The organism is Paenibacillus sp. A3M_27_13, assembly GCF_024213315.1.
Taxonomy (GTDB): domain Bacteria; phylum Bacillota; class Bacilli; order Paenibacillales; family Paenibacillaceae; genus Paenibacillus; species Paenibacillus polymyxa_B.
The window spans coordinates 161,132-186,457 of record NZ_JANAVE010000005.1; the positions used below are offsets into that span (position 1 = coordinate 161,132).

25 protein-coding genes are annotated in these 25,326 nt (G+C 47.4%); 17 read left to right on the forward strand and 8 right to left on the reverse strand.

Annotated features, from left to right (window positions below; genetic code table 11):
* Positions 1-176 precede the first annotated feature (176 nt).
* Positions 177-1,472 carry an ABC transporter substrate-binding protein gene (locus NLX82_RS18710; RefSeq protein WP_023986792.1) on the forward strand — a complete coding sequence of 432 codons (1,296 nt, stop codon included), beginning with the start codon at positions 177-179 and terminating at the stop codon, positions 1,470-1,472.
* An 82-nt stretch (positions 1,473-1,554) separates the two neighbouring features.
* On the opposite strand, the gene NLX82_RS18715 is transcribed toward NLX82_RS18710, so the two are convergent.
* On the reverse strand, positions 1,555-2,094 hold the full coding sequence (locus NLX82_RS18715; protein ID WP_023986793.1) for a dihydrofolate reductase family protein: 540 nt from the start codon (positions 2,092-2,094) through the stop codon (positions 1,555-1,557).
* 106 nt (positions 2,095-2,200) lie between these two features.
* Here NLX82_RS18715 and NLX82_RS18720 point away from each other — a divergent pair, with 106 nt between their 5' ends.
* The 9 genes from NLX82_RS18720 (at position 2,201) to NLX82_RS18760 (ending at position 12,473) form a co-directional block, all read left to right on the forward strand.
* A complete protein-coding gene (locus NLX82_RS18720; protein WP_023986794.1) occupies positions 2,201-3,154 on the forward strand; it encodes a helix-turn-helix transcriptional regulator in 954 nt (317 codons plus the stop codon).
* Positions 3,155-3,311: 157 nt separating this feature from the next.
* Positions 3,312-6,437 (forward strand): DEAD/DEAH box helicase, encoded by a 3,126-nt coding sequence (locus tag NLX82_RS18725; RefSeq protein ID WP_254348746.1) that lies wholly within the window; start codon positions 3,312-3,314, stop codon positions 6,435-6,437.
* A gap of 20 nt (positions 6,438-6,457) precedes the next feature.
* Complete coding sequence (locus NLX82_RS18730; protein WP_254348747.1) at positions 6,458-7,183, forward strand: phosphoribosylglycinamide synthetase; 726 nt, start codon at positions 6,458-6,460, stop codon at positions 7,181-7,183.
* Positions 7,184-7,334: 151 nt separating this feature from the next.
* Positions 7,335-8,240, forward strand: coding sequence for a M15 family metallopeptidase (locus NLX82_RS18735; RefSeq protein WP_071559386.1), 906 nt, complete (start codon positions 7,335-7,337; stop codon positions 8,238-8,240).
* A gap of 90 nt (positions 8,241-8,330) precedes the next feature.
* Complete coding sequence (locus tag NLX82_RS18740) at positions 8,331-8,888, forward strand: hypothetical protein (protein WP_023986798.1); 558 nt, start codon at positions 8,331-8,333, stop codon at positions 8,886-8,888.
* Positions 8,888-9,226: a hypothetical protein gene (locus tag NLX82_RS18745; RefSeq protein WP_254348782.1), complete on the forward strand. Its 339-nt coding sequence runs from the start codon at positions 8,888-8,890 to the stop codon at positions 9,224-9,226. Before NLX82_RS18740 ends, NLX82_RS18745 begins: the two co-directional genes overlap by 1 nt.
* A gap of 1 nt (position 9,227) precedes the next feature.
* Complete coding sequence (locus NLX82_RS18750; RefSeq protein ID WP_254348748.1) at positions 9,228-10,661, forward strand: glutathionylspermidine synthase family protein; 1,434 nt, start codon at positions 9,228-9,230, stop codon at positions 10,659-10,661.
* 94 nt (positions 10,662-10,755) lie between these two features.
* The gene (locus NLX82_RS18755; RefSeq protein ID WP_023986801.1) at positions 10,756-11,169 is read left to right on the forward strand and encodes a DUF350 domain-containing protein; all 414 of its coding nucleotides are present in this window, start codon (positions 10,756-10,758) and stop codon (positions 11,167-11,169) included.
* A 227-nt stretch (positions 11,170-11,396) separates the two neighbouring features.
* A complete protein-coding gene (locus NLX82_RS18760; protein WP_053324535.1) occupies positions 11,397-12,473 on the forward strand; it encodes a Gfo/Idh/MocA family protein in 1,077 nt (358 codons plus the stop codon).
* Positions 12,474-12,631: 158 nt separating this feature from the next.
* On the opposite strand, the gene NLX82_RS18765 is transcribed toward NLX82_RS18760, so the two are convergent.
* Together NLX82_RS18765 and NLX82_RS18770 are read right to left on the reverse strand one after the other, a co-directional pair.
* Positions 12,632-13,132, reverse strand: coding sequence for an NAD(+) diphosphatase (locus NLX82_RS18765; protein WP_254348749.1), 501 nt, complete (start codon positions 13,130-13,132; stop codon positions 12,632-12,634).
* 135 nt (positions 13,133-13,267) lie between these two features.
* Positions 13,268-14,737 (reverse strand): MFS transporter, encoded by a 1,470-nt coding sequence (locus NLX82_RS18770; RefSeq protein ID WP_254348750.1) that lies wholly within the window; start codon positions 14,735-14,737, stop codon positions 13,268-13,270.
* A 164-nt stretch (positions 14,738-14,901) separates the two neighbouring features.
* On the opposite strand from NLX82_RS18770, the gene NLX82_RS18775 reads away from it, so the two are divergent.
* A complete protein-coding gene (locus NLX82_RS18775) occupies positions 14,902-15,327 on the forward strand; it encodes a MarR family winged helix-turn-helix transcriptional regulator (protein WP_023986805.1) in 426 nt (141 codons plus the stop codon).
* 94 nt (positions 15,328-15,421) lie between these two features.
* On the opposite strand, the gene NLX82_RS18780 is transcribed toward NLX82_RS18775, so the two are convergent.
* Positions 15,422-16,000, reverse strand: coding sequence for a TetR/AcrR family transcriptional regulator (locus NLX82_RS18780; protein ID WP_023986806.1), 579 nt, complete (start codon positions 15,998-16,000; stop codon positions 15,422-15,424).
* Positions 16,001-16,188: 188 nt separating this feature from the next.
* On the opposite strand from NLX82_RS18780, the gene NLX82_RS18785 reads away from it, so the two are divergent.
* The gene (locus NLX82_RS18785) at positions 16,189-17,412 is read left to right on the forward strand and encodes an MFS transporter (RefSeq protein WP_254348751.1); all 1,224 of its coding nucleotides are present in this window, start codon (positions 16,189-16,191) and stop codon (positions 17,410-17,412) included.
* A 17-nt stretch (positions 17,413-17,429) separates the two neighbouring features.
* On the opposite strand, the gene NLX82_RS18790 is transcribed toward NLX82_RS18785, so the two are convergent.
* Positions 17,430-17,858, reverse strand: coding sequence for a DUF3995 domain-containing protein (locus tag NLX82_RS18790; protein ID WP_071559378.1), 429 nt, complete (start codon positions 17,856-17,858; stop codon positions 17,430-17,432).
* Positions 17,859-17,879: 21 nt separating this feature from the next.
* Positions 17,880-18,434, reverse strand: coding sequence for a TetR/AcrR family transcriptional regulator (locus NLX82_RS18795; protein WP_068941247.1), 555 nt, complete (start codon positions 18,432-18,434; stop codon positions 17,880-17,882).
* A 120-nt stretch (positions 18,435-18,554) separates the two neighbouring features.
* Between NLX82_RS18795 and NLX82_RS27610 the strand changes: the two genes are divergently transcribed.
* Positions 18,555-18,689 carry a hypothetical protein gene (locus tag NLX82_RS27610; RefSeq protein WP_256715626.1) on the forward strand — a complete coding sequence of 45 codons (135 nt, stop codon included), beginning with the start codon at positions 18,555-18,557 and terminating at the stop codon, positions 18,687-18,689.
* A gap of 300 nt (positions 18,690-18,989) precedes the next feature.
* A complete protein-coding gene (thrS, locus tag NLX82_RS18800; RefSeq protein ID WP_160788622.1) occupies positions 18,990-20,903 on the forward strand; it encodes a threonine--tRNA ligase in 1,914 nt (637 codons plus the stop codon).
* 159 nt (positions 20,904-21,062) lie between these two features.
* Here thrS and NLX82_RS18805 read toward each other — a convergent pair whose 3' ends face one another.
* A complete protein-coding gene (locus tag NLX82_RS18805) occupies positions 21,063-21,863 on the reverse strand; it encodes a GTP pyrophosphokinase (protein ID WP_076158742.1) in 801 nt (266 codons plus the stop codon).
* A gap of 276 nt (positions 21,864-22,139) precedes the next feature.
* On the opposite strand from NLX82_RS18805, the gene NLX82_RS18810 reads away from it, so the two are divergent.
* The 3 genes from NLX82_RS18810 to NLX82_RS18820 are packed head-to-tail and all read left to right on the forward strand — an operon-like array spanning position 22,140 to position 24,287.
* Positions 22,140-22,601, forward strand: a complete 462-nt coding sequence (locus NLX82_RS18810; RefSeq protein WP_007428584.1) for an S-ribosylhomocysteine lyase — start codon at positions 22,140-22,142, stop codon at positions 22,599-22,601.
* 5 nt (positions 22,602-22,606) lie between these two features.
* Positions 22,607-23,377, forward strand: coding sequence for an SDR family NAD(P)-dependent oxidoreductase (locus tag NLX82_RS18815; protein WP_023986813.1), 771 nt, complete (start codon positions 22,607-22,609; stop codon positions 23,375-23,377).
* Positions 23,378-23,402: 25 nt separating this feature from the next.
* Positions 23,403-24,287, forward strand: a complete 885-nt coding sequence (locus NLX82_RS18820; protein WP_023986814.1) for a MetQ/NlpA family ABC transporter substrate-binding protein — start codon at positions 23,403-23,405, stop codon at positions 24,285-24,287.
* Positions 24,288-24,453: 166 nt separating this feature from the next.
* Here the strand turns inward: NLX82_RS18820 and NLX82_RS18825 are convergent, their stop codons facing one another.
* Complete coding sequence (locus NLX82_RS18825; protein ID WP_028541133.1) at positions 24,454-25,293, reverse strand: AraC family transcriptional regulator; 840 nt, start codon at positions 25,291-25,293, stop codon at positions 24,454-24,456.
* Positions 25,294-25,326 lie beyond the last annotated feature (33 nt).

Genomic DNA, 25,326 nt, shown 5'->3' on the forward strand with positions numbered 1-25,326 from the left:
GCTTACCATCGCTGTTGCCTCCAGATTCCCCTGAATAAACGAATAAAGGTGGGAATCTAGAGACAAAGGCGAGCGCTATCGCTTGTTCAGCACCATTCCGTTTTCCGTTTGCTCCGTTTCCACATGAATTTTTCGAGTTCATCTGATATGAATTTAGAATAGAAAGGAACATGAAAATGAAAACGCATACTTTTAAAAAGAAAGCTCAAGCACTCATCTTGCTTCTCGCGGCCTTTGCCCTGGTTTTGGCAGGTTGTAACAGCAGTGGCGGACAAAACGCAGGCAAAGAGGAAGTGAAGGAAAAAACAATTCACATTTTTCAGTTTAAGGTAGAGATTGCAGAAGCGCTGAATCGCATGAAGGCGGAATATGAAGCGTCTCATCCAGGGATCAAGCTCGACATTCAGACCGTGGGCGGGGGCAGTGACTATGGTGCGGCGTTAAAGGCGAAGTTCGCCTCCGGGGAGCAGCCGGATATTTTTAACGTAGGAGGTTACCGCGAGCTGGATACGTGGCTGGAATATTTGGAGGACCTGTCTGACCAGCCTTGGGTTGGCGATGTGGTGGATGTCGCCAAAGAGCCGATGACCAAAGACGGCAAGCTGTATGGCCAGCCGATGAATCTGGAGGGGTACGGCTTTATTTATAACAAGGATTTGTTCAAGAAGGCGGGGATTACGGAGACCCCTAAAACATTGTCCGAACTGGAGGGAGCTGCGCAAAAGCTCCAAGCTGCAGGGATTACTCCATTTTCTAATGGATATCAGGAGTTTTGGGTGTTAGGCAATCATTTGCTGAACGTGGCATTTGCCAATCAGCCAGACCCTTCGGCCTTCGTTAAGGGACTGAATGATGGAACTGCAAAGATTCCGGGCAACGCTGTATTCGCCGAGTGGGTTAAGCTGTTTGATCTGACAATGAAGTATGGCAATTCGAAGCCGCTCACGACCGATTACAACACGCAGGTAACGAACTTCGCCACTGGAAAGGCTGCCATGATGCAGCAAGGGAACTGGACTCAGGTCCAAATTGACGGTATTAATCCGAAGCTGAATCTGGGTATTTTACCTATGCCGATTGGTGAAGACGCAACAGCCGGAGATAAGCTGTTTGTAGGTGTCGCCAACAACTGGGTGGTTAATAAAAATTCGACTGTCAAACCCGAGGCGAAGGAGTTCTTAAACTGGATGGTGACATCCGAGCAGGGTAAAAAGTATATCACCAAGGAATTCAAGTTTATTCCAGCATTCAAGAGCATCGAAGGGGCAGAGGCTGATATGGGCCAACTGGGTGCGGAAGTGGTGAAATACAGTAAGGAAAACAAACTGTTGGGCTGGTTCTTTAGCCGCTATCCTGAAGGAGCACAGCAAGAATTCGGAAGTCAGATGCAAGCTTATGTGGCAGGTAAATCGGATGCCGGGAAGCTATTCGAGGATTTCCAGAGAACATGGGATAATTTGAAGACCAAATAATGAACAAAAGCACGCGATAAAGCCTTCATATTTCAGGAAGATTGCATGATCCTGAAATATGAAGGCTTTTCTGTAAACAAAATTATAAATGGTAATGGAGCAGAGCGATATCCCCGCGGCGTTCTATTTCTTTAAGCTTAAACGTACTTGGCAGCGATCCTTCTGGAAATAACGGTATTCCTTGTCCAAGCACCTTGGGAATGATCGCAATGATAGCCTTCTCCAGCAGTCCAGCTTGTAAGAAGGCCTGGAGTAACTGGCCTCCACCGACTAGCCATACCGCACCTTCCGATTGTTCTTGTAGACGTGGAACCAGTTCAGTCAGAGCTTCGTCCGTAAATGTAACATGTGGCGCTTGCTGTTGCTCCGTTAATGCTCGTGTGAGCACATAGCATGGCTTGCCAGCATAAGGGAAATCATCTGAGAGCTTCAACACTTCCTCATACGTCAGCCTGCCCATCAGCACTGTACCTACGGTGTCATAAAAGTCGGCATATCCATTGTCCCCGCCATCCCCTTTAACATCATACAGCCAGTCCACCGAACCGTCCGGCAAAGCTATATACCCGTCGAGACTCATGGCAATATACAGCACAACTGCGTTTGATTTCAAATCCTCCATAGTTCATTCACTCCTTTCTATTTCCTAATGTTACAATGTATTTATGACATCCTATGTCGTAGTTAAACGGTCATTTTAAATTAATTTTTGAATCGAGGGGTACCTTATGAACGAACGCAGGATTGCTCTTATGAGGATACTGGATTCCCGAAAAAAATATACGGCGCGTGAGCTGGCTGAACGTTTTGGTGTCTCCGTCAGGACGATACAAAGAGATCTCGACTATTTGCAGCAGACCGGGTTACCCCTTTATACCGAAATGGGTCCTCATGGCGGGTATCGAGCACTCCCCAATCGGCTTCTTCCTCCCCTTCATCTTGCTCGCGACGAGGCTCTGGGTCTTTTCCTCATGCTGCAACTGTTGGAGAACATTCCAGATATCCCTTTTGGCTCGGTTCGTGGACATTTATCTGAGCATTATTATGCCGAGCTTCCACAGGATGTGCAGGACAGTATCGATCAATTAAAGGAGTACATTTCTTTTCGTATGCTGCCGACTCACGCAGAGTCACCCTACACCTCAATCATTTTGGAGGCTGCGCTGAATAAGCGCCGGGTGAATATGCATTACCGCTCGGTTTCCGGTGAAAAGTGGACCGAAGTATATCCGATTGGACTGTATTTTGATCACGGATATTGGTACATGCCAGCGCATAGCAGAGACCGTATCATTCTGTACCGTTCAGATCGGGTGATCACAATAACGATGCGGGACGAAACCTTGGACAGCCTTCCCACACTTCAGGAATGGTTGGCTTCGGAGGATTCCCGTATAGGAATTCCGTCCAAAATAAAATTTACCGCAATGGGTGCCAGGCTGGCCGGGTCAGATACCCTCTTCCAAAATGTTTCCCATCAAGAAGGGCAGGGTCAGGAATGGCAGGGATATATTCCGGTCGAAGAGTTTAGATATGTGTCCCGACTTTTGCTAAAATACGGGCCAGAGGCCGAGGTCATATATCCGAAAGAGCTGCGGATGAGGGTGAAGGAATTGCTGCAAGACAGCCTGAACCCTTATCTGAAGGATGCAAAAGCAGATGATGAAGAAAAAGACAATTAATCCTGTAAATTGATTCTCTTATTTATAGTTAACCACATGAATATTTAAGGTTATTAACTTATGACTTTCCATTTATTTTTGTGATAAAGTTTTGAAAAGAGCCCGTTTTCGTATATGATGAAGAGTAATAATTCAAAAGGCTGGACGGGAGACAGATATGAATCAACCGCTTTATGGAATATGGCTCGGAGATGTGTTTTTTTGCTTTTCTGGTGAGACGTCGGAACCACGTATCGATGCGTGGAGCAGTGTAATCCGCAGGCTGACGCTAAAGGGAGACCTTCGGCCGTTTCGGCAGGCTGCGTTGCGTCTTGCTGAGGTACGGATACCGAACACTGCTCGTGTGGAAACCGCGGGCAGAGGTGGCAAAAGACGTTCCATGCTGGGGCGTACATTGGAGGGTTTGGCGCTGGAACCGCGCGAGACGATGGCACTGTTGACCCGCATGGACGAGAAGGGCTGTGCGGCATCGGGCATTACGCTGGGCGAGGAAATGCAATATTGGCAAAAAGCTGCTTATTTCGCGCTAGAGCTGATGCAGCGGGGCGAAATTGCGCCATCGCTTACAGAGGCGCGTCCATCGGGACCGCGCCGTCGTGGTCCGGAAGCGGCTGTCGGGGTGTGGATTCCTCGACTGTGTCAAGAGGAGGACATACGCCGCTTTTATGAGCTGGCTACTGCAATGCCGGCTGTTTGTATGGCGGCTCCGGCTGTTTTTGCGGGCAAGGAGCCTGAAACACGTGAGGATGCAGCCGGAATCGTGCTGTACTCCTTCTTGTGTGCGGTCATCCATGCGGAAACGACCGCGGTGCTGGCAGCCTCAGACCGTGAGCTGGGCCGATATCGCGCAGAGTATCGGCGCGGAGGATCGCCGCTGGCAGAGCTGTGGTGGAACAGTCTGCTGACAGGTTCCCGCCCGGTGGCGATTCAGGGAACGCCCGCGGAGATGGAGGAGCTGGTGCTTCAAGCGTCCTCTCTTGAGGGAAGCGCAATGCCTGTCACGGAACGGGAAGACAAAGAGCCTATAGAAGGGCAACTGCGGTTGTGCCTTCGTTTGGAGCCTTCGCTGGAAGAGAGTGTGAAGGAATGGCGCATTACCTTTTGGGCAGAAAGCGATGCTGAGCCGGGGTTGCGACTGCCTGCTCTGGCACTGTGGGCGCATCCTGAACGTGATCTGGTTCGAGGCGGAATTGTATATCGTCAAGTGCAGGCGCAACTGTTAATGAGGCTCGGACAGGCGGCTGAAGCGGCACCTATATTGCAAGAAGCATTGAATCGTCCTTATCCCGAGGGGCTGACACTGGAGCCAGAGTTGTTCTTCCGCTTCCTGACGGAAGCCGTTCCTGCACTACAAAAGAACGGTATCACCGTGCAAATGCCTTCACGCTGGAGCCGGGAGGGCCGAAGACGTGCAGGCTTGCGGCTCAAAATGCGTTCGACAGAGCAGGGTGCCAAGCCAGATGGTGTGATTGCCGATACATCGTCTGTCGGCATTAACCGCATGATTTCGTTTGATGCCGAGGCTGTGCTGGGTGATACGATTTTGACGATGGAGGAACTGGAAAGCATCGTCGCGGCCAATTTGCCGTATGTACGTCTCGGAGGGGAATGGATCGAGGTCGATCCCAAGGAAATCCGTCAGGTGCTGCGCTTTATCAAGCGCGGGGAAAACGGTGAGATGAGCTTGTCCGAATGGATGCATCTAGCTGCAGAAAATGAAAGTGCAGGCGAGGCCTCATGGAAGGGCTTGTCCATCTTTGGCGCGGAATCCGCCGGATTGCTTGCGTCCTTGGCTGAGGGCGGCGTACTCCGTTCGGTAGAGCCACGGCCTGTGCCGGAGACGCTGCATGGCGCATTACGGCCCTATCAAGAGCGCGGCTTTCAATGGCTGGCTGCGATGCGTGGATTGGGCTTTGGCGTCTGCCTTGCGGACGACATGGGACTTGGTAAAACGATTCAAGTCATCACCTGCCTGCTCGACGGTGGCATCGGCGCAGATGATCAACGTCCGGCGTTGATCATCTGTCCGACGTCCTTGCTTGGCAACTGGCAGCGCGAGTTGAAGCGCTTTTCACCGGATTTGTCACTGTATATTCACCATGGCAACCAGCGACTCCACGGCGAGCTGTTTCAGGAAAGTGTACGTGAGTATGATATCGTCCTCACTACCTATCATTTGGCGGGCCGGGACGGCAGCGATTTATCTGCGGTATACTGGTCCTCCATCGTGTTGGATGAGGCGCAATATATAAAAAATGCACGAACAAAGCAAGCACAAAGCGTCATGAAGCTGTCTGCTCCACACCGGATTGCCATGACGGGTACCCCGGTAGAGAATCGGCTGAGCGAGCTGTGGTCTATTTTTCAATTTCTGAATCCAGGTTACCTCGGTACGGCTTCTTCATTTCGCCAACGGTACAGTCTGGCGGGAGAGGAGCGGGGGTCCGCGTTGCGTGAGCTTCATCGGCTCGTCTCCCCGTTCATGCTGCGTCGTCTCAAAAGCGACCCAGATATACGCAAGGATTTGCCAGAGAAGCTGGAGTTGAAATCCTACTGTGTACTGACACCAGAGCAGGCCGGATTGTATCGGGGCGTGGTGGATCAATTATTGGGAACACTGGATGGGCAGATCGGTATGGCTCGCAAAGGGCTTGTTCTGTCTTCGCTGACCAAGTTGAAGCAGATTTGTGACCATCCGGGTTTGATCATTCCGGGTCGGGCTGATAGTGGTAAAACTGAAAACTCGGGCAAAATGGAGCGACTGCTGGAATTGGTAGAGACGATTCGCGAGAACGGCGAATCGGCGCTGATATTCACCCAATATGTGTCGATGGGAGAATTGCTGGTCTCTCGTTTGGCCAAAATCTTCGGGGAAGAGCCGTATTTTCTGCATGGAGGACTGGCGAAAACCAGACGTGATGAAATTGTTCACAACTTCCAGCAGGGAGAAGGGCCGAATATATTCGTACTTTCCCTGCGTGCAGGTGGCGTGGGTCTGAACCTGACACGTGCCAGCCATGTCATTCACTATGACCGCTGGTGGAATCCAGCAGTGGAAAACCAGGCGACGGACCGCGTATTCCGTATTGGTCAAAGCCGCAATGTACAAGTGCACAAGCTGATTTGCCAAGGTACGCTGGAGGAGCGGATCGACGAGCTGATTGAGAGCAAAAAGGCACTTTCCGAGCAGGTTGTCGGCTCCGGTGAACATTGGCTCACCGAAATGTCTGATGATGAATTGCGCGGTCTGATTGCGTTGCAAAATGATGTATGGATTGAGTGAGCAGAGAAAGGATGAAGGCGATGACGAGGCCGCAAGTGAAGCTAAAAGTAACTGACGGTCAATGGATAGCGGAATTAGACGGAAATGGGTTGGAAGGCGAATCAACGGGTGTACCTTCCACACATGCTGTCCAATGGACTGGCCCAGCGCCTGTACTGAACCCCGAACAGAGGAAGGCATGGCTGGAGCAGCTAAAAGCAGATCCTTTGGATATCTACCATTTTTTGCAAGGGGAAACCTGTCTATCGCTGGATGAGATCGTTCAGCTAGCAGCTGAGACAGCCACTTCTAGCATGGAGGATGGCGTGGGTGTAGTCGACGATGTGAAGAAAGCTCTTCAAGCCGGTCTGGAAAGCGAGCCGCAGACCTGTCTGGAACTGATCGGAATGTCGCGGGAAGAGCTGCTGGAGTACGTATTTAGTGCTTGGGCCGGAGAGTTATCCCATGTGCAGGGGACATCCCCCGCGCTTGAGTCTACCTCACGGCCAGAGGGCGGACGTAGCGGATCGGCAGCGATTAGCGAATGGATTGCAGAGTCTGCGGCAGAAGGAGCATTGCATCGTCCCGGTGCGAGCTTTCACGCGATTGAGATTCGTCTGCCGCAGAAGCTTGCTCCTAAGAAGGAAGCGGATATTACGGCTTTGCTGCCGGGTTTACCCCGTGCGGAAGAGGCATTGAAACTCATACGTGAACGGGTAGCTGAGCGGGCCCGAGCTGCAATCCCGCAAAAACGTCATACTCCGTAACAATTCGGGTATATACTTCCTTTTTCGAGTCTATTCGCCTTCATCGAACAGGATAACGGCTTCGAAGAGTGCCAAAAGTTCAGTTACAATGGGGAAACGGAAAAGTGACGGCAAGTCATGCATCAATTGCAATATTGGAGGAGATACCAGCATGAAACGACATATACAACAGACGCGAGCATCTAAGCGCTGGACCAAAGCACTCATTCCAGGGCTGATCCTGCCAGGGCTATTACTGGCAGCCTGCCAGCAGGGAGGATCAGGTGGACAGGAAAGCGAGCCGTTGAAGTCATCTACAGCGGTACAGGAGAATGTGCAGCCTTCCACCCAGCCGGATGCGGACAATGGCAGCACTAGCGCTGGACAAGCCTCTGCGGGTACAGAAGGCGGACAAGCCGACCCTGTGATGGCGTTGCGGAGCCAGAGTGCGCTGCAAGCCACGGTTAAGGAAGAGGATGGAACCGCGATCGTCACCAATGCGACTTCTGATACAGTCGTTGTGAACAAAAAGCGCAGCTTGCCTGTAGGCTATGTCCCCGATGATCTGGTGGAGCCGCAGGTACCATTTTCCTTCGAGGGACCGCATGAAAAGCGGCATTTGCGTAAGGAAGCGGCAGAGGCACTGGAGAAGCTGTTCGACGGGGCGGAAAAAGACGGCATTGAGCTGCGTGCGGTATCGGGATACCGTTCCTATAAGCGTCAGGTATCTATTTTCAACAACAATGTAAAGACAAAGGGGCAGGAATATGCCTCTAAAGTTAGCGCTGTACCGGGTACGAGTGAGCATCAGACAGGTTTGTCCATTGATGTATCCAGCCCAAGCGTAGGTAATGTGCTGGAGCAATCCTTCGGAGCTTCCAAGGAAGGCGAATGGCTGGAAAAACATGCACCGGAATACGGATTTATTATTCGTTATATGAAGGGGAAGGAAGATGTAACCGGCTATGTGTACGAGCCTTGGCATATCCGTTATGTGGGAATAGACATTGCGGAGGATGTAGCCAAGCAGGGGATGACGCTGGAGGAATATTTCGACGAGAACAATATCAAGCTGTAGCAGTGAAAATCAAGCCGTAATCCTAGGGATTGCGGCTTTTTGTCGTGTTTTTCTTCCAAATTGAACCTTTTCAAGGTAGAATCTCGTATAGTGAACGACGACAGAAGCGCTTTGATTTGTTGCAAACCTCATGACAGAAGCGTACAGGAAGGGAAGGGAATCATCATTTATTATTCATTAACGTATCGCGAATGGTCGGAAGACACTCAAAAGGAACTGCGCAGCCTGACACGGGAATCCGTATCGGGAGATGAGCTGTTTCTACGCAAGCTTGTAGACGCTACGCGTCTCCATGACAAACTATGGTCGCATATATCGAATGAAAGTGAGGAACATACGGATCATTCCGTCTATGTGACTGAATTTACAGGGGAACGTGCAAAGCCTTACGGTGCCTCCATCACAGACCTCGTGCTTGCCAGTGAGGGAGGTTACACTTCCACATTCAGTGCAATGTACTGGATATGGCATGAACCTGCATTCCGTAGTATGGATCAGCGGGAAGGTTCAGTATTTACTTTGGAGTTGGCCCAACGACTATTAGATCACTATACAGTACTGGGTGGCAAAACATATGAATTTATATATTCGGTACTGGACCCTCAGCTGAAAAAGGTACATATGTTTGTGAAGGAGGTCGATCTGTGATGGAGCATTCTTGGGAAAAAATGAAATCCAAGCCCGGCTCTCGTACACGGATGGCGGCCTTTGCCCTGATGTTGGCTGTCCCGGCCGCTCTGACGGGTTGCGGTGACGACGAGTATTATGACTGCGATGAGCTTCCTGTATCGGAACAAACGGCGTGTCGGGATTCAGGCAGCAGCGGGTATTACTATGGTGGATCGACATATTATAGTGGAGGCTCCTCATACCATAGTAGTCGTTCATCTTCCAGTTCTTACCGAAAAAGTCCATCCTCATCCTCCAGCTCACACAGCGGTTTTGGCAGCAGCGGCTCACGCAGCGGCTTTTTCTCTGGGGGTTAAGATGAGCATGCGCACGATTCGGCAATTGCCTTATGAACATAATGAGCTTTTTAAGGGTGAAATCAGCCGTAGAATTCCGTATCATCGCATGTATGGTAAATCCTATTGCGTGCCGGCCTTAACGGTATATCGGGAAAGCGAGCTGGTAGAGCTTCAGACTGCTTCTGAGGCGGTACATCGTATTTATCGCAAGGTTCAGCAATTCGTCCAGCGCTATATGCCGGATGAATACCTGGTGGAACAGTTGGGGATTCATCCGGGCTTGTTGCGTGCTGCACGAATGGAGGCCGAGCCGGATGGGATAACCCGCCAGGACTGGATTGTGGGGGAAGCGGGTATCAAGTGCATAGAGAATAACACCGATACCCCAACCGGGATTCCCGAGGTGGCTTATCTCGAAGGAAAGCTGCTGGAGGTGCTGAGTAAGGGAGTAATGTCGGAAGATGACAATGCACTACATGGACCCTCATCTGGAATGGACGAGGCGATTCAGTCTGCCTTGACGGAGTTCATTCATTTTTATAGCAATAAGGGATTAGGAACAAAGGTGTATTTCACTTGCTATGACTGGCACATCGAGGATCAGACGAACACCAAGTATATTATGCATTTATGTGAACAAGCCGGGTTTGAAGTGGTTTATGCGCCTTTGGAAGAACTGGAGATTATCCCGAATGAAGGATTGTATCACCGGGGAGAGCAGATCCACATTCTCTATCGCCTGTATCCGCTGGAATATCTAATTGATGACCGGGAGGAGGATACGGGGCTTGAGGTGGGGCAGGCGCTAATGGATATGGTGGCAGACGGGAAAATAGGATTAATCAACCCGCCGCAGCATATCATTACCCAGAGCAAAGGGTTCACCGCAACCGTGTGGTCGCTATATGAGCGCAATGAGCAGACACCAGAGTTCTGTGGTTTTCGTTTGTTTGACGATCGCGAGCTGGAGGTGATACGAACCTACCTGCTACCTACGTATTTTGAACCCTCGGTGTTTATGCAAAATAAAGAGCCTTATGTGGCCAAAGGTATATGGGGGCGGGAGGGTAAAGGGACGCACTTGATTGAACATCCTCAATCCGAGGAGATGCTGAAAGGCGCCTTGGGAGAGGTTGAACCTGCGCAGACTGACAACCCTGATCTGCTTCACCAAGCTGATGGTCCACGAACGCCTGAGCAGGAGGAAGCCGCACATATTGCCGCTTATTACGAGGGACAGCCTAAGATTTATCAGCGGCTGTGGCCGATGCAGAGTGCAGAGGTACAGACCGAGGAAGGGCTATTCCACGGCTATGTGCTGACAGGTATATTTGTGATCGGGGGGCGTTTTGCGGGTGTCCTGCCGCGAATCGGTGAAAAGGTAACAGGTGATATGGCCTACTATTGCGCCGCCGCCGTTGCCACCGTACCTCCTAATCCGCCCATTATATAAGCTGAATTAAACAATGTACCATATTCGAACATATCTGTTATTTTCACAAGTGAGGATTTTGCAAAATCCTGAAGTATCATAAGGAGGAAGAAAATTGGACTCTCATATCAGTTTGGGCAACGCATTGGGCAATGTAGGTATCGGCCTGCTTATCCTGTTTGCCATCTTAATCGTAGGTTATTTTGTGTTCAGCTTGCTGACACGTTATAACGATAATCAAGAAATCGCACGTGGCAATGAGGCGGCAGGCATCTATATGGGTGCAAAGCTGCTAGGTCTGTGTATCATCGTGGGAATGGTGTCGTACAGCAGTCATTCATGGCTAGATATGCTGACCTGGTCGGCTGTGGGCATTGTAGTGCTGTGTCTGGTCTATGTGATTTTTGATCTGGTGACGCCGCGTACCAAAGTGTGTGAGGAAATTGCCAACGGCAATGTGGCTCTGGCACAGCTGCTGCGCTCGGTCATCGTCGGGGTGTCTTTTGTGGTAGGTACATTTTTGATGTAGTCGATATAGAGAAGGAATACCAAGGATCTGCAACACCGGACAACGGAGCTGCAGATCCTTTTTTTATGGACAGTGTATTCACAGCCCGGCATCAGACTGTTGAATTGAAGGTTGTGACGATCACTTCCTGTGGGGACTATTCTATAAAGCAACGGGTGATACTGCATAGCAAAAAGGAATTTGCTACAGAGTTCAAACCAAATTGAAGAGAAGGGAATTCTGAACATATGAGTACCTCCACCTCCCCAACCAAACAAGTTCGGATGGGTATCATTGGCCTGGGTCTGATCGCTGAATATCACATGAGATCACTGCACACCATCTCGGGGGTATCTATTGTGGCCGTTAGTGATGTGAATCCCAATCGCCTTCAAGCCATCGGAGAACAATTGCAACTACCTGCTTCCAAGCGGTACGCCCATTATGAAGCATTAATCCGTGACCCAGAGGTAGATGCGATTCTGTCGCTGACACCCAATGATGTGCATTTTGACATTATTCGTATTGCGCTGGAAGAACACAAAGCTGTACTGGCAGAAAAACCATTGACTCTCACATGGGAAGAAGCGGATCAGTTGAAAAAGCTATATACAGCGAATCCGGTGCCTTTGCTGGTTCACTATAAGCATCGCTACGGGGCGGCCTTCCAATATACCAAGCAACTGCTGGATGAGCAAAAGCTGGGTAAAATCTATAACATTCAATTTCGTTATCTAATGGATGCATTTGCGCCATATCGTCAGCATCCGTATACATGGCGTCACAATTTAGCCAAGGCTGGTTCTGGAGTAGTGGGGGATACAGCCTCACATATCATTGATCTGGCCCGTTTTTTGGTGGGTGAATTTAAAAGTGTCGCAGCGCTGTTACATACCATTACACCCGAGCGGTTCGATCCGATCACGGGTCTGCCTGTAAAAGTGGATGTGGAAGATCTTGCTGCCTTTCATGGCATCGTAGGCGACAATACCGTGGGAACCTTTATCACTCATAAAAATGCCATCGGCATACGGCACGATATCGAAGTCGATATCTATGGAGAACTTGGTACGCTGCACGCCAGCCTCAATAACCCGGAAAGTATCCGCATTGTGCTGCGTGACTTGGAACACCCGGGTACCGAATACGAGACTTGGGCTGTCCCTGTAATCTATAATCATACGGCTTATGAAGATTTTGTTGAGCTGGCAAGGGGAAAATCTGTGGATCGTGCTCCCATATTCGAGGACGGCTACAAAAATCAGTGGGTACTTGAGAAAATACTGCAATCATGGAAAGAGAATGGACGTTTAGTAGAAATGTAGGGGATGTGAGGGGAATAGCTGAAATTCCAGCAATGACAAAGAGTATAAACATGCTGTGAACCGCAAGAGGGTTCCTTTGAAGAGCAGCCATCTTGCGGTTTAGCAATTCAATATATTCTGTAAATTCATCATTTTGGCATCGCCACGCTTATATCACTTCAAATGAATCCTGCCTCAATCTTTTCAATAATGGTCAGCAAGAAGGATTCCGCTAAGCTGTTTTTCAAAATAGCTTGCTTGGCTTCCTCCAGTGTAAACCAACGTGCTTGATCTACCTCCGTACTAAGAACATCCAACTGATCGTCATTCACAATGGATACAAAATTCAGCATCAGTGTATTGCTTCGTTCAAAATACTCACTGCGCATATATTGATACTCATCGACTTGTAATCCTACTTCTTCCTTAACTTCACGCACCAATGTCTGCTCGGCGGATTCACCCTTGCTCACATAACCTGCCAATAAAATGAAGCCCTGAATATTGTACTGCTGTATGAGCAGCACCTTATTTCTCTGACTATTCAATACAGCGGTACTGATCGCAGTGCTGAATATCGGGAAACGAAAGACCTGGCATGTATGACAAAAGGGGATAGGGCCCTCGCCTTCACACTCCTTCACCATCAATTTTGTTCCGCATTCATAGCAATATTTCATGTAAGCGCCACCCTTGTATCACATTTTTAAAATTGTAAATGTTGCTTTTAATGCCGTGTTTGTACTGCAATACTCATCATCTTAATCCTACGATTATTGTTCTGTCTACGGACGCTTTATTTCTTCTCTTGGTCTTTATCCCTTTTCTTGCTGCGTTTTTGCCCGTCTAGCCCCAATCAGCCGCCAGCCTGTTAACAATGCCGCCACAAGACAGATGGACGCGGACGTCATAAAGGCTACATGCATGCCTGCCAGAAAAATTTCTGGATGACCCGGGACCAAGCCGGTGACCCGATAACCAGCCTCTTTACTCATAATATAAAAGAGGATGGATGTGGCCAAAGTGATCCCCACAACCATACCGACGTTGCGAACCAGCGAATTGACACTCCCGGCTGAGCCGAGCTGTGTGCGGGGTACCGTGGACATAATCAGCGAGTTGTTCGGCGATTGGAATAAACCACTGCCAATGCCCAGCATGGCAATCCACAGACCCACGAGCGGGATGGAGCTGCCTGCATGCAGTTGGGCCAATCCAATCTGGGCAATGACCATAACGACCAGCCCGGCGAATGTAAGCAGTTCAGATCCGATTTTATCGGAAAGCGCACCGCTGAGAGGGGCCACAATAACCATCGAGATGGGGAGCAGCATCAGCAGGAAGCCGGCATGAAAAGGCGACAAGTTCAGCATATTCTGCGCATAGAAAGGCGAAATGATGTTAAAGCAAAAATTAGCGACGAACACCAGAAAAGCACACAAAATACTGAGCGAAAATAACGGATTTTTGAATAGCGCGAGCTGTAACAGCGGCCCAGAACGACGAAGTTCCAACCTAATGAACATGGCAAAAGCAACTACAGCCACCACCAGCGAAGCAACGATACGTTTGTCTCCATACCCGACCTGCTGTCCCAGCAACAATCCGACGAACAAAGTGAGAATAAAAATAGCAAACACTAAGCTACCGGGAACGTCAATTTTATCTTTCACCTTGATCAGATCCTTCGGCAAAAGCTTCCAGCCAAGAAAGACAGCGACCAGCCCTACCGGTACATTGACCCAGAAAATATACTGCCAGCCCAGCGACGAGACAATAATACCGCCCAAGCTTGGCCCGGCGATACTACCCAGAGAAACGAAGGTTCCAATGAGGCCAAGCGCTTTGCCCCGTTCATTGGACGGGAAGATATCTGTCACGATCCCCTGGCTGTTCGCCATGGTCATGGACGCTCCAAACGCCTGAATAATACGGGAAATCAGCAGCATAGAGAGCGAAGAGCTAAGACCGCACAATAGGGAGCCAAGAATGAATACGATTGTGCCGATTTTGAATATTTTGATTTTACCAACGATATCTCCAAGCTTGCCAAAAAATAAGATAGCGGTACATATCGCCATTAAATAGGCGGTTGTCACCCATTCAATCTGTGCCACGGGTAAATGTAACGTGCGAGACAACACAGGAAGAGCGATATTGACGATGCTTCCATCCAATGTGGACATAAATGTAAACAGATTCAAAACAATTAAAATCAGCCAACGTTTCTTCTGGACGTCGATATTCTCTTGATAGGTTGTAGCCGTTATAGCAGTTGAACTCATCATTACACCTCGTTATCGTTAACAATTTCTATTTAGTTGCACGCGCAACTAAATGAACGGTTCTAGTGTACAGCAAATTAGTTGCGTGTGCAACAATATTATTGTAAACTTTGCTTTGGTCCCAACTGGGGATGTGTCATTTTTAAGCCAATGAGGTGTATTTGATGAGAAAAAAACAACCGATTGGAAAGCTAATTTCCCACCTGTACCGTCGTAATCAAAAAATATTGTCCAAAAAACTGACTCCTTACGGAATCGGCAGTGGAGGACAACACAGCTTTTTAAAGCTCATTTTGCAGCGGCCGGGCATTACACAAGAGCAGTTGACGAATGAACTTAAATTTGACAAGGCAACCACGGCACGCTCTGTGAAACAATTGGAGGAATCAGGCTACATTGAACGGAAAACAGACCCAAATGACCGCCGTTCCCATCTTTTGTCTCCTACGGCCAAGGCGCTAGAATTTTCCCCTGTCCTACAAGGAATATTGGACGAGTCCAATGTCAGCCTTGTCTACAATCTATCCGAAGAGGAAGAGGAGCTTCTTATCGATTTACTGCAAAAAATTAGTATAGACCCTGACGAATAAACAAATCAGGAGTTAGCCAGAGGATCGTGGCAGGTAAAAGAAAAAGCAGCCCTCACAGAGGATACTCTGTGAGAACTGCTTAATGCCACGTCATTCAGTCCAAGCCAATTCCTTTGAACGCATGTATGACTAATTGTCGCACATAGGAATCGTCTAATGGATAACCGGTTACCAACAATCGATAAAAAACCGGCCCATAAATGAGATCGATACATAATTCAATATCGAGATTTTCCTTCAATTCTCCGCGCTCTATTCCGCGCTCAATAAGAAGCCTAGCCTCAAGTCGCCGAGGGTGGAAATATCGGGTCCGGTATGCCTCTGACAATCCTGAATCAAGTTGCCCTTCGCCTATTAACTCTGTAATGATTTTACCCTCTCGGCTTATTAAGAACCGCACTAAATTCGTGGCATGAATGAGAATGTCATCTAATACACAACCCGTGTCGGGCACGGGCAATCTTGCTATGGTGGCTGACAGGAAGCCATCCATCACTACTGCAGCTTTGTTAGGCCACCATTTATAAATGGTGGCTTTGCTAACTTTCGCTCGCTCAGCAATTTTTTCTACCGTAACCGCCCCAAAGCCTTGCTCCAACAGTAGATCATAGGAAGCGTTAAGGATAGATTTTTGCGTCTCGACATTACGTGGACGTCCTCTTTTGCTCTGCACTGGAATGCTCACCTTCTTAACGGATATAAGTAAACGCGAAAAATAAACTATACGTTCAGTATATCAAATATTATGTGAAATAAAAAAGTTGATTTTGCCTATTTACAAAACGAAACGTTCAGTATATTATTTGATTATCGAATTAATGAACTATACGTTTAGTATTTAAATTAATGAGGAGGATTATCATGCAAAGAGAACAACAAGCCTTAGAAAGTAACCGTATCTCAAATTGGATGATGTTTTTGTTGGCAGCCGCATGCGGCCTTATTGTTGCCAACCTGTACTATGCTCAAACCCTTGTAGGACCTATTCACATTGCTATGGGTCTTTCTTCTACAGCAGCGGGCTTCATTGTCACCTTGACTCAAATCGGTTATGTGGTGGGATTGCTATTTATCGTACCGCTCAGCGACATTATTGAAAATCGACGGCTCATGGTCATATCGCTAATCATCACAGTCTGTGCATTGGTTGTTGCCGCTTTTGCCACCAATGCCCCGTTGTTCCTGACCGCATCCTTATTCATTGGAATTGGATCTGTGGTAGCCCAAATACTGGTGCCGTACGCCACCTATTTAGCATCCGAAGAGCAGCGCGGCCGCGTTGTTGGGAATGTCATGAGCGGACTCTTGCTAGGCATTATGTTCGCACGGCCAGTAGCAAGCTTTATCACCAGCATCTGGGGATGGCAAGCCGTATTTATTTTGTCAGCCATTGTCTTGACGCTGTTGACGATTCTGCTCTCGCGAGCTCTTCCAGAGCGCAAGCCTGTGCCTACGGTATCTTACAGTAAATTGATTTTCTCGTTAGGCACTCTTTTAAAACAAACGCCTGCATTGCGTCGCCGTGCCCTCTATCAAGCCTGCCTATTTGGGGCCTTCAGCCTATTTTGGACTGTTGTTCCTTTACGATTGGCGGATGATTTCGGAATGTCTCAACAAGGGATTGCATTGTTTGCTTTGGTAGGCGTAGGCGGTGCAGTAGCTGCTCCGATTGCTGGGAGATTGGCTGATAAAGGCTGGAGCAAAGGTTTAACCGGGTTAGCTATGATCATTGCAGCCTTGTCTTTTTTGCTCATCTATCTTTTTCAAAGTCATTCGACCGTTGCGCTCGTACTTCTCTTTATTTCAGCGATTACACTGGATATGGCTGTATCGGGAAACCTTGTACTTGGACAACGTGTGATTTACTCCTTGGGAAGTGAAGCGAGAGGGCGTTTGAACGGATTATTCATGTCTATTTTTTTCATAGGCGGAGCGATTGGATCATCATTAGGGGGTTGGTCGTATGCGTTAGGAGGTTGGAATTTCAGTTCTCTGATTGGAGTCGTCCTGCCTGTACTGGCTTTGCTGTACTTTTTCACTGAGAAAGAAACGAGTGGAGACGTGCGAAAGAGACAAATCACCTGATAGAGGTCAGCTTTAAGCTATGCCGTACGCAAAAACATAATGATTAAAATGGCTGTTCCCAAGAGAAAACAAAGGGGCGAGTAGAGCACAGTGTCCCACTTTGCAAAAACAGTTCCTTTTTTTCTCTTGAAAAGCCCTACCCATTTGAAATCTCCTATAGAACGTAAAATAAATACGCACGACAACAAGCCTGCACCGTAGGAATGAAAGGTACTGAAAAACAGGAATTGTGTAACTCCACCTAGTTCTAGTACGAACCAAGCGGCTAAAGCTAGTAGAATAGCTACAATTGATGTCCCTATCTTGGAGGGCTCAAAGAGCAAAGCCGTTCCTGTGCTTGGGATCGCTGCCTTTGCACCTTTTTGTCCGCCGAATACCCAATATAGATGCATGCCGCTCAGTACCCATAGAATTCCGCCAACTGCCCATGTAAGTAACTCCAACATGTGGCATCCTCCTTAATTGAATTAATTTGAAATCCACTCTGTCCAAATCATGTGAATATGCTGTTGAATGGCTTCGTCACTTAACGTCTCTTGCTTGTGACGCTCATACCAACCTAAGTAGTAATGGTACAACATCCATGATCTCTGAACGGCTTTCTCTGGTTGCATTCCCTTCTGTATTAAAAGCTGCTTCATAAACTCCATTCTCATCTGTTCGACTTCATTGAGTAGGGAATGGTAACTATCATCCTTCAATGACAGTTTTCGCAGATAAAACAGAAAATCTCCTCGTTTCGTCTTCCCGAACATCTGGGTTAACAACTCTCTGATCCGCTCATCTGCGGCAGCATGGATGATGGACGCTGCAATAACCTGTTGTGTCGTCTGTTCCTTCCATGTCTCCACAATCTGTCTAATGTAGCTGCTGCGATTGTTAAAATACCAATAAAAACTGCTCTTACTGCACCCTAATGCAACGGCCATTTTCTCAACAACAAGTTGATCAATCCCACCCTGTTCAAAACGTTCGATTCCTTTCTGAATCCATTGTTCTTCTGTGACAATAATTTTAGGCATCTCTCCCTCTCCCTCTCCCTTTCTGTACGGTATCGTCTAGATGAGTATATATTATAGTGTTTTTAGAGCTGTGTAAATATGGGCACATGAGCTCCCTGAGCCAGCTGATGCATAGGAGGCATGAACTTACATAAACGCCCACTTGAAATACCTGCGAATTTGATCTATAATGCTGTAGCATATAGTGATATTCAAGGCATTGACCAAAGACATGATTTCCTTGAAGGGCCGTTCAGAGAGAAAAGACGAGGCTGAGAGCTTTTCCGGCAACCGCATGTGAAGTTACCCCTTTGTAGCCGTGACGTTGAACATGTAGCTGTGTAATCTGGCAGTAACATTAGTAAGCGCCTACCGCTTTATCCCCGTTAACGGATACCAATGGAGGGTCACGCATGTCGTGCATGAAGCATGTTCCGATGAACATGAATGTACGCACAGGAGCGGGCCGAACTAGGGTGGAACCACGAGCTGAACGCACTCGTCCCTTGAGGGAGAGAGGCGTTTTTTTGCGTTCAATTTTGATATAGCACACAATTTGAAATGGAGGCTTTAATCGTGAGTATTCAAGTGAAATTGCCGGATGGAGCCGTACGCGAGTACGAGCAGGGCGTAACGATCGCCGACGTGGCGGGTTCGATCAGCTCCGGGCTGAAAAAGAACGCAGTAGCAGGTAAAGTGAACGGGAAGGCTGTAGATCTGAACACCGTTTTGGATCAGAACGTTGACCTTGAAATTATTACGCTGGACGGTGCAGACGGTCTGGAAATTTACCGCCACAGTACAGCGCATTTGCTCGCTCAGGCGCTCAAACGCATTTACGGTGAGAAAAACGTGAAGCTGGGTATCGGTCCGGTCATCGACAGCGGCTTCTACTATGACATTGATATCGAAAACCCATTGTCCGTTGACGACTTGGCCAAGATCGAGAAGGAAATGACGAAGATCGCACAGGAAAATCTGCCGATTACACGTCGTGTGGTTAGCCGTGAGGAAGCCACTCGTATTTTTGGAGAGTTGGAAGATCCACTGAAGCTGGAACTGATTCGTGATTTGCCGGAAGAAGCGGAAATTACAATCTATGATCAAGGCGAATTTTTTGACCTGTGTCGTGGCCCGCATTTGCCATCTACTGGCCGCATCAAAGCTTTTAAACTGTTGAGTGTAGCGGGCGCATACTGGAGAGGCGATTCCAACAACAAGATGCTGCAACGTATCTACGGAACAGCATTCCCGAAAAAAGCACAACTGGATGAGCACCTGCATTTGCTGGAAGAAGCGAAAAAACGCGACCATCGCAAGCTGGGTAAAGAGCTGGAACTGTTCATGTTCTCCGAAGAAGCACCGGGCATGCCGTTCTACCTGCCTAAAGGTATGGTTGTCCGCACTGCATTGGAAGATTACTCCCGTGACATTCAACGTCTGCATGGCTATGAGGAAGTACGTACACCGCTGATGATGAACAATCGTCTGTGGGAACAATCGGGACACTATGAGCATTACAAGGAAAACATGTACTTCTCCGAAGTGGATGAAACTACATTTGCTCTGAAACCGATGAACTGTCCAGGGCATATGCTTGTGTTTAAAAATGAGCTTCACTCCTACCGCGATCTGCCAATTCGTATAGCCGAATTTGGACAAGTGCATCGCCATGAGCTGTCCGGCGCGTTGAACGGTATGATGCGTGTTCGTACATTCTGCCAGGATGATGCGCATATTTTCGTCACACCAGGTCAGATTGAACAAGAAATTACAGACGTGATTAAGCTGATTAACGAAATGTATAGTGTGTTTGGCTTTGACTTCACAGTGGAATTGTCCACACGTCCAGATGACTTTATGGGCGAGCCAGTGCTGTGGGATCAAGCGGAACAAGCTCTGCAAAACGTGCTGGATCACCTGGGCATCAACTACCGTATTAATGCGGGAGATGGAGCATTTTACGGTCCAAAAATTGACTTCCACATTCTCGATGCGCTCAAACGCAGCTGGCAGTGCGGAACGATCCAATTGGACTTCCAAATGCCTGAAAAATTCGACCTCACTTATGTGGGCGAGGACAACCAGAAGCACCGTCCAGTCGTTATTCATCGTGCCATCTACGGTTCGATTGACCGCTTCATGGGCATCCTGACTGAGCATTTTACAGGTGCATTCCCATTGTGGTTGGCTCCTGTTCATGCGAAGCTGTTGCCAGTATCCGAGAACTATATCGAGACTGCTAATGAGATACAGGATGTGTTGCTGAAAGCAGGTCTGCGCGTCGAAGTGGATACTCGCAATGAGAAGCTTGGTTATAAAATCCGCGAGGCGCAATTGGAGAAGGTTCCATATATGTTCGTTATCGGGGAAAATGAAAAAACAACTGGTACTGTAGCGGTTCGTAAACGCGGCGAAGGCGATCTGGGATCACTCAGCATTGCGGACATCGTAGAGAAAATCAGCACAGAAATTCGCGAGAAGCAGTGATATTTGATCGAAAAAATGTGTAAAAGAGCCATCAAAACCATGATGAACGTGGTTTTGATGGCTCTTTATTTATACCTAATACATAAGAATCCAGCGTAAGAATGAACCATAGTTGTTGCAGCCTCGACTGAATTCTTAAGTTATCTTGTGCACAAAAACTTAGCAGGTTTGTGGCCGTGAAGTGGCGTGATCTGCAGGGAGGGAGAGTGTCTTCAAGGACGACTCTTCGGATTGTTTCGCCGGGGATTCTTCCGCATCCTGTTCCTTGCTAAGCGATAAAATTTCGCCGCGCAACTTCAGCATTTTCTGATCCAGCTCGTAGGTTGCACGTGCGGCTTCGGTCAATCCATTAACGACATGTTCAGGCACTTTCTTATCGAACTTATAGTACAAAATATGCTCCATACTGGCCCAGAAATCCATAGCCAATGTGCGCAATTGAATTTCAACCTTGATCCAGCGTGTGCCCTCAAACAGGATCAGCGGAATTTCCACAATGACATGCAGGCTCTGATAGCCGTTGGGCTTAGGATGGGCTATATAGTCCTTGACCTCCAGAATACGAATATCTTCCCGTGTGTGAAGATGATCCATCAGACGATAAATATCTTTCACAAAAGCGCATACCACGCGCATTCCCGCGATATCATGAATTTCACGCAATATATTGTCCAAGGTGACTTCATGCCCTTTGCGCCGAACCTTTTCCACGATGCTGTGGGGCTCTTTGATCCGGGTTTTAATATGCTCAATCGGGCTAAAACCGTCTAACAGCTTCCATTCCGTCTGGATTAGCTTAATTTTATTCTTTAATTCCTCCAGAGCCAGCTGATAAAGGACGGGAATCTTTCTCCACTCCTCTAGTTGCTTGGCGTTAACACTGTTTTGATCCAGCTGTAGCTGAAATTCCTGCAAGGGTAATGGGACAGCATTCAGGTGCTTCCAATCCGGTTCATTCACAGAGCATTCTCCTAAATGAGGCTTATGATGTCCTCGATCTTTTTCGTAAAAATGCATTATCGTATACATTGTACACTATGTCAAAACCTACAGGCAAAGGAGAGACGGTCAAAGAAAAAAGAAATACGACAAGAATTATGGTGGTAAAACCGAGTAATCCGATGTATAATTACAAAAATGCTGAATTGGAGCATTTAATTCTTTTAAAAAAATCACAAATGTAGAGTATCCATCATTAGATTAAAAATATAAATTACAGAAAAGAGGAAAAGAACAATGGCAAAAGTAGAAAGTTTTCAATTAGATCACACGATTGTAAAGGCTCCTTATGTAAGAGCAGCGGGAGTAGAGCATGACGAAAAAGGAAGCACAGTACAAAAGTATGACTTGAGATTTTTACAACCTAATGAAGACGCACTTCCGACAGCAGCTGTACATACGCTGGAGCACTTATTAGCGACGTACCTGAGAGATGAAATCAAAGGAATTATTGATATCTCTCCTATGGGATGCAGAACGGGGTTCTACTTGATTTTGTGGAATGAACATGAGCCTGAGGAAATTGCACTCGCTTTGGAAAAAACCTTGAAAAGAATTCTGGAGACGACAGAGGTTCCGGCTGTTACTGCTTTGGAATGCGGGAACTACAAGGACCACTCTCTTTTTTCAGCGCAGGAATATGTGAAGATTGTATTAGAGGCGGGTATTAGCCGCGATCCTTTCGAAAGAGTATTTTAAAATTTATGATTTCGATTGACCTATCTCATCAGACAGCGGTAGTGACAGGCGGCAAGTCAGGCATAGGCAAGGGAATTGTAGAGCTTTTCATTAAAAGCGGAGCTAAAGTGATTTCTGCTGATATTTCTTATGAAGAGCCGTATAGAGTGGTTAATCCACAGTTGGTTGAAACGCAATTGGACATATCCAAACCGGATGATATCGAAAGATGGTGCGATCTACTAATCAGCGAAGCGGGAGTTCCTGATATATTGGTGAACTGCGCTGGTACTTCTACGATGGATTATGTCATTGATAGTGAGTTGGCTGATTGGGAGAAAGTATTTTCGATCAATTCAACTGGATTATATGTAACGTCCAAACGTTTTGCCAAAGAAATGGTGGCCGCTCGTAAATCAGGACGAATTATTCAAATTGCTTCGCAGGCTGGAAAAAATGGATATCGGGCCATGGGCGGATATTGTGCTTCCAAACATGCGGTTCTCGGCTTGACCAAGGTAATGGCCATTGAGCTTGCCCGGCAAAATATTTTGGTAAATGCGGTCTGCCCCGGCATTGTAGAAACGCCGATGAAGCATCGTGAACGGATTGAAGGGGGCGTCATTCGCGGAATGACCGCTCAAGAAATATACGAAGAAGATTGTTCACAGGTACCTTTGGGGAGAACGGCCGAGGTGGAGGATGTCGCCAATGTGGTGCTATTTCTGGCAAGTCCACTCTCTGCATATATGACAGGACAAGCGATTAATGTTACAGGTGGAATGACGATGCACTAGCATACATGGTCTGGGGGAAAACAACATGAAGAAATCGTTCGTTTTACTATTAGGGATTAGTTTATTATTGGTTGCCGCAGGATGCGGTAATAAAAGTTCAGACAGCAATGGCTCCAGCGCCGCTTCCGGTTCGGAAACGCAAAAAGTAGTCATCGGCTCCATGGGCTCTGACGCCCAGATATGGAAGCATATTGCCCAGTCCCAGGCCGCCAAGGATGCCAAGCTGGACATTGAAGTGAAAGAAATTAACGGCGGAATCGAAACGAACAATGCGACCAAAGAAGGCGAAGTAGATGTGAATGCATTCCAATCGTGGGCGTACCTGGTTAGCTATAACAAAGAGAGCAAAGCCGATTTGAAGGCTATAGCCACAACCTACCTGGAGCCTATGGGGATTTATTCGCAAAAATTCAAAAGCATCGATGAAGTGACCGACGGGGCTCTGGTAGCTTTGGCAGATAACCCGGCCAATACAGCAAGAGGTTTAAAGTTATTGGAAGCCTCCGGTTTGATTAAGCTTAAGGCTGACTTTAATGATGCCTTGGGTACTGTCAATGATATTACTAGCAATCCTAAAAACCTGAAATTTGAACTAATTGATGACAAAACAGGACCACGAGTGATTCAAGATGTAGGCTTGGTGCTGATTGGGAATACAATTGCTTTAGAAGGGGGTCTGAATGTACTGAAAGATTCCTTGTTCCATGAGGAAATCAGTCAGGCAACCAAAAATAATATTAACGTCCTGGTTACTTCATCTGATAAGGCGAATGACAAAGGGCTGCAAAAGTTAGCGGATCTCTATCATAACGAGGATACTCAAAAATACATTAAAGATGAATTTGGCGGTACCAAAGTAGAGGTTAAAGAGCCGGTTTCTTATTTGGAAGGACAAACTACAACAAAATAAACTTATGAGATCAGCCAGTTTTTCTGGCTGATCTTTTTTGTTCGTAAGAGGCCTCTTACCAGTAGTCGGGTAGAACGTCATCTCTGCTCTTGGAGTCCATGCCGAATAGGTGACAAACATTGAGTTGATGTCGTCCCATCCTCCAAATGAGTCAGCGATTGTATTTTTAGTAGTCGGCTTGAGTTTGAGCATGGGTTTCAGTTCGATAATGTTTGGGGGAGAATCCCTTTACCTTTTTAAAAATTTTCGAGAAGAGTAAAGGGTCGTTATAGCCGACTGAACGGGAAATATCACCTATCGAAAGTTCGGCGTTTCCCATCATTTCACATGCTTTGTTGATCCTATAGCGAACCAAATAATCCTGAATGCTTGTGTTTACTTGTTGTTTGAATAACGAACATAAATAGCTTCGATTGAGTCCGATAAAATTTGCAATGTGCTCAATGGTAATTTTCTGAGCATAATTCATTTCAATAAAATCCTTCACTTTTTCCACGTAAATTTCCGCCCGGCTTTCCTTTTGTTCGGGGGGCGTTACCGGGCCGAACTCTATAAGCTCCGATAACATTAAGCATAGCAGACCGGTTAGTCTGGTTTCCCGAGCTTTATGGCATCCACTTGATTCATTCATTAGCTGCAAATATTGATAAATCAAATGGTCTCCTTCAAAGTAGAGGATTGGATGCGTCATCGTTAGGCCTGATTGCTTGAGGAGCGTTTCTGCCAGTGCTCCGTTAAAACCAAACCAGCAATAAGACCAAGGATTCACTGCATCGGCTTGATAAAAAGTGATGACCTGGGGGCAGATTAGAAACCACTGACCTTTCCGCAAGCGATAATTGGACCCACCGACCTCGAAGGTGCCTTCTCCGTCCAAAATATAATGGAGCAGATAGTGATCTCTTATCGCAGGTCCAAAAAAGTGCCCCGGTATGCATTCCTCCATGCCAAACTGAGTTAGATACAATTCAGAGTGCTGCTTACTACGTGGCAAATATTCTATCACGCTAAATCTCCTTATGTAAATTATCAAGCATTA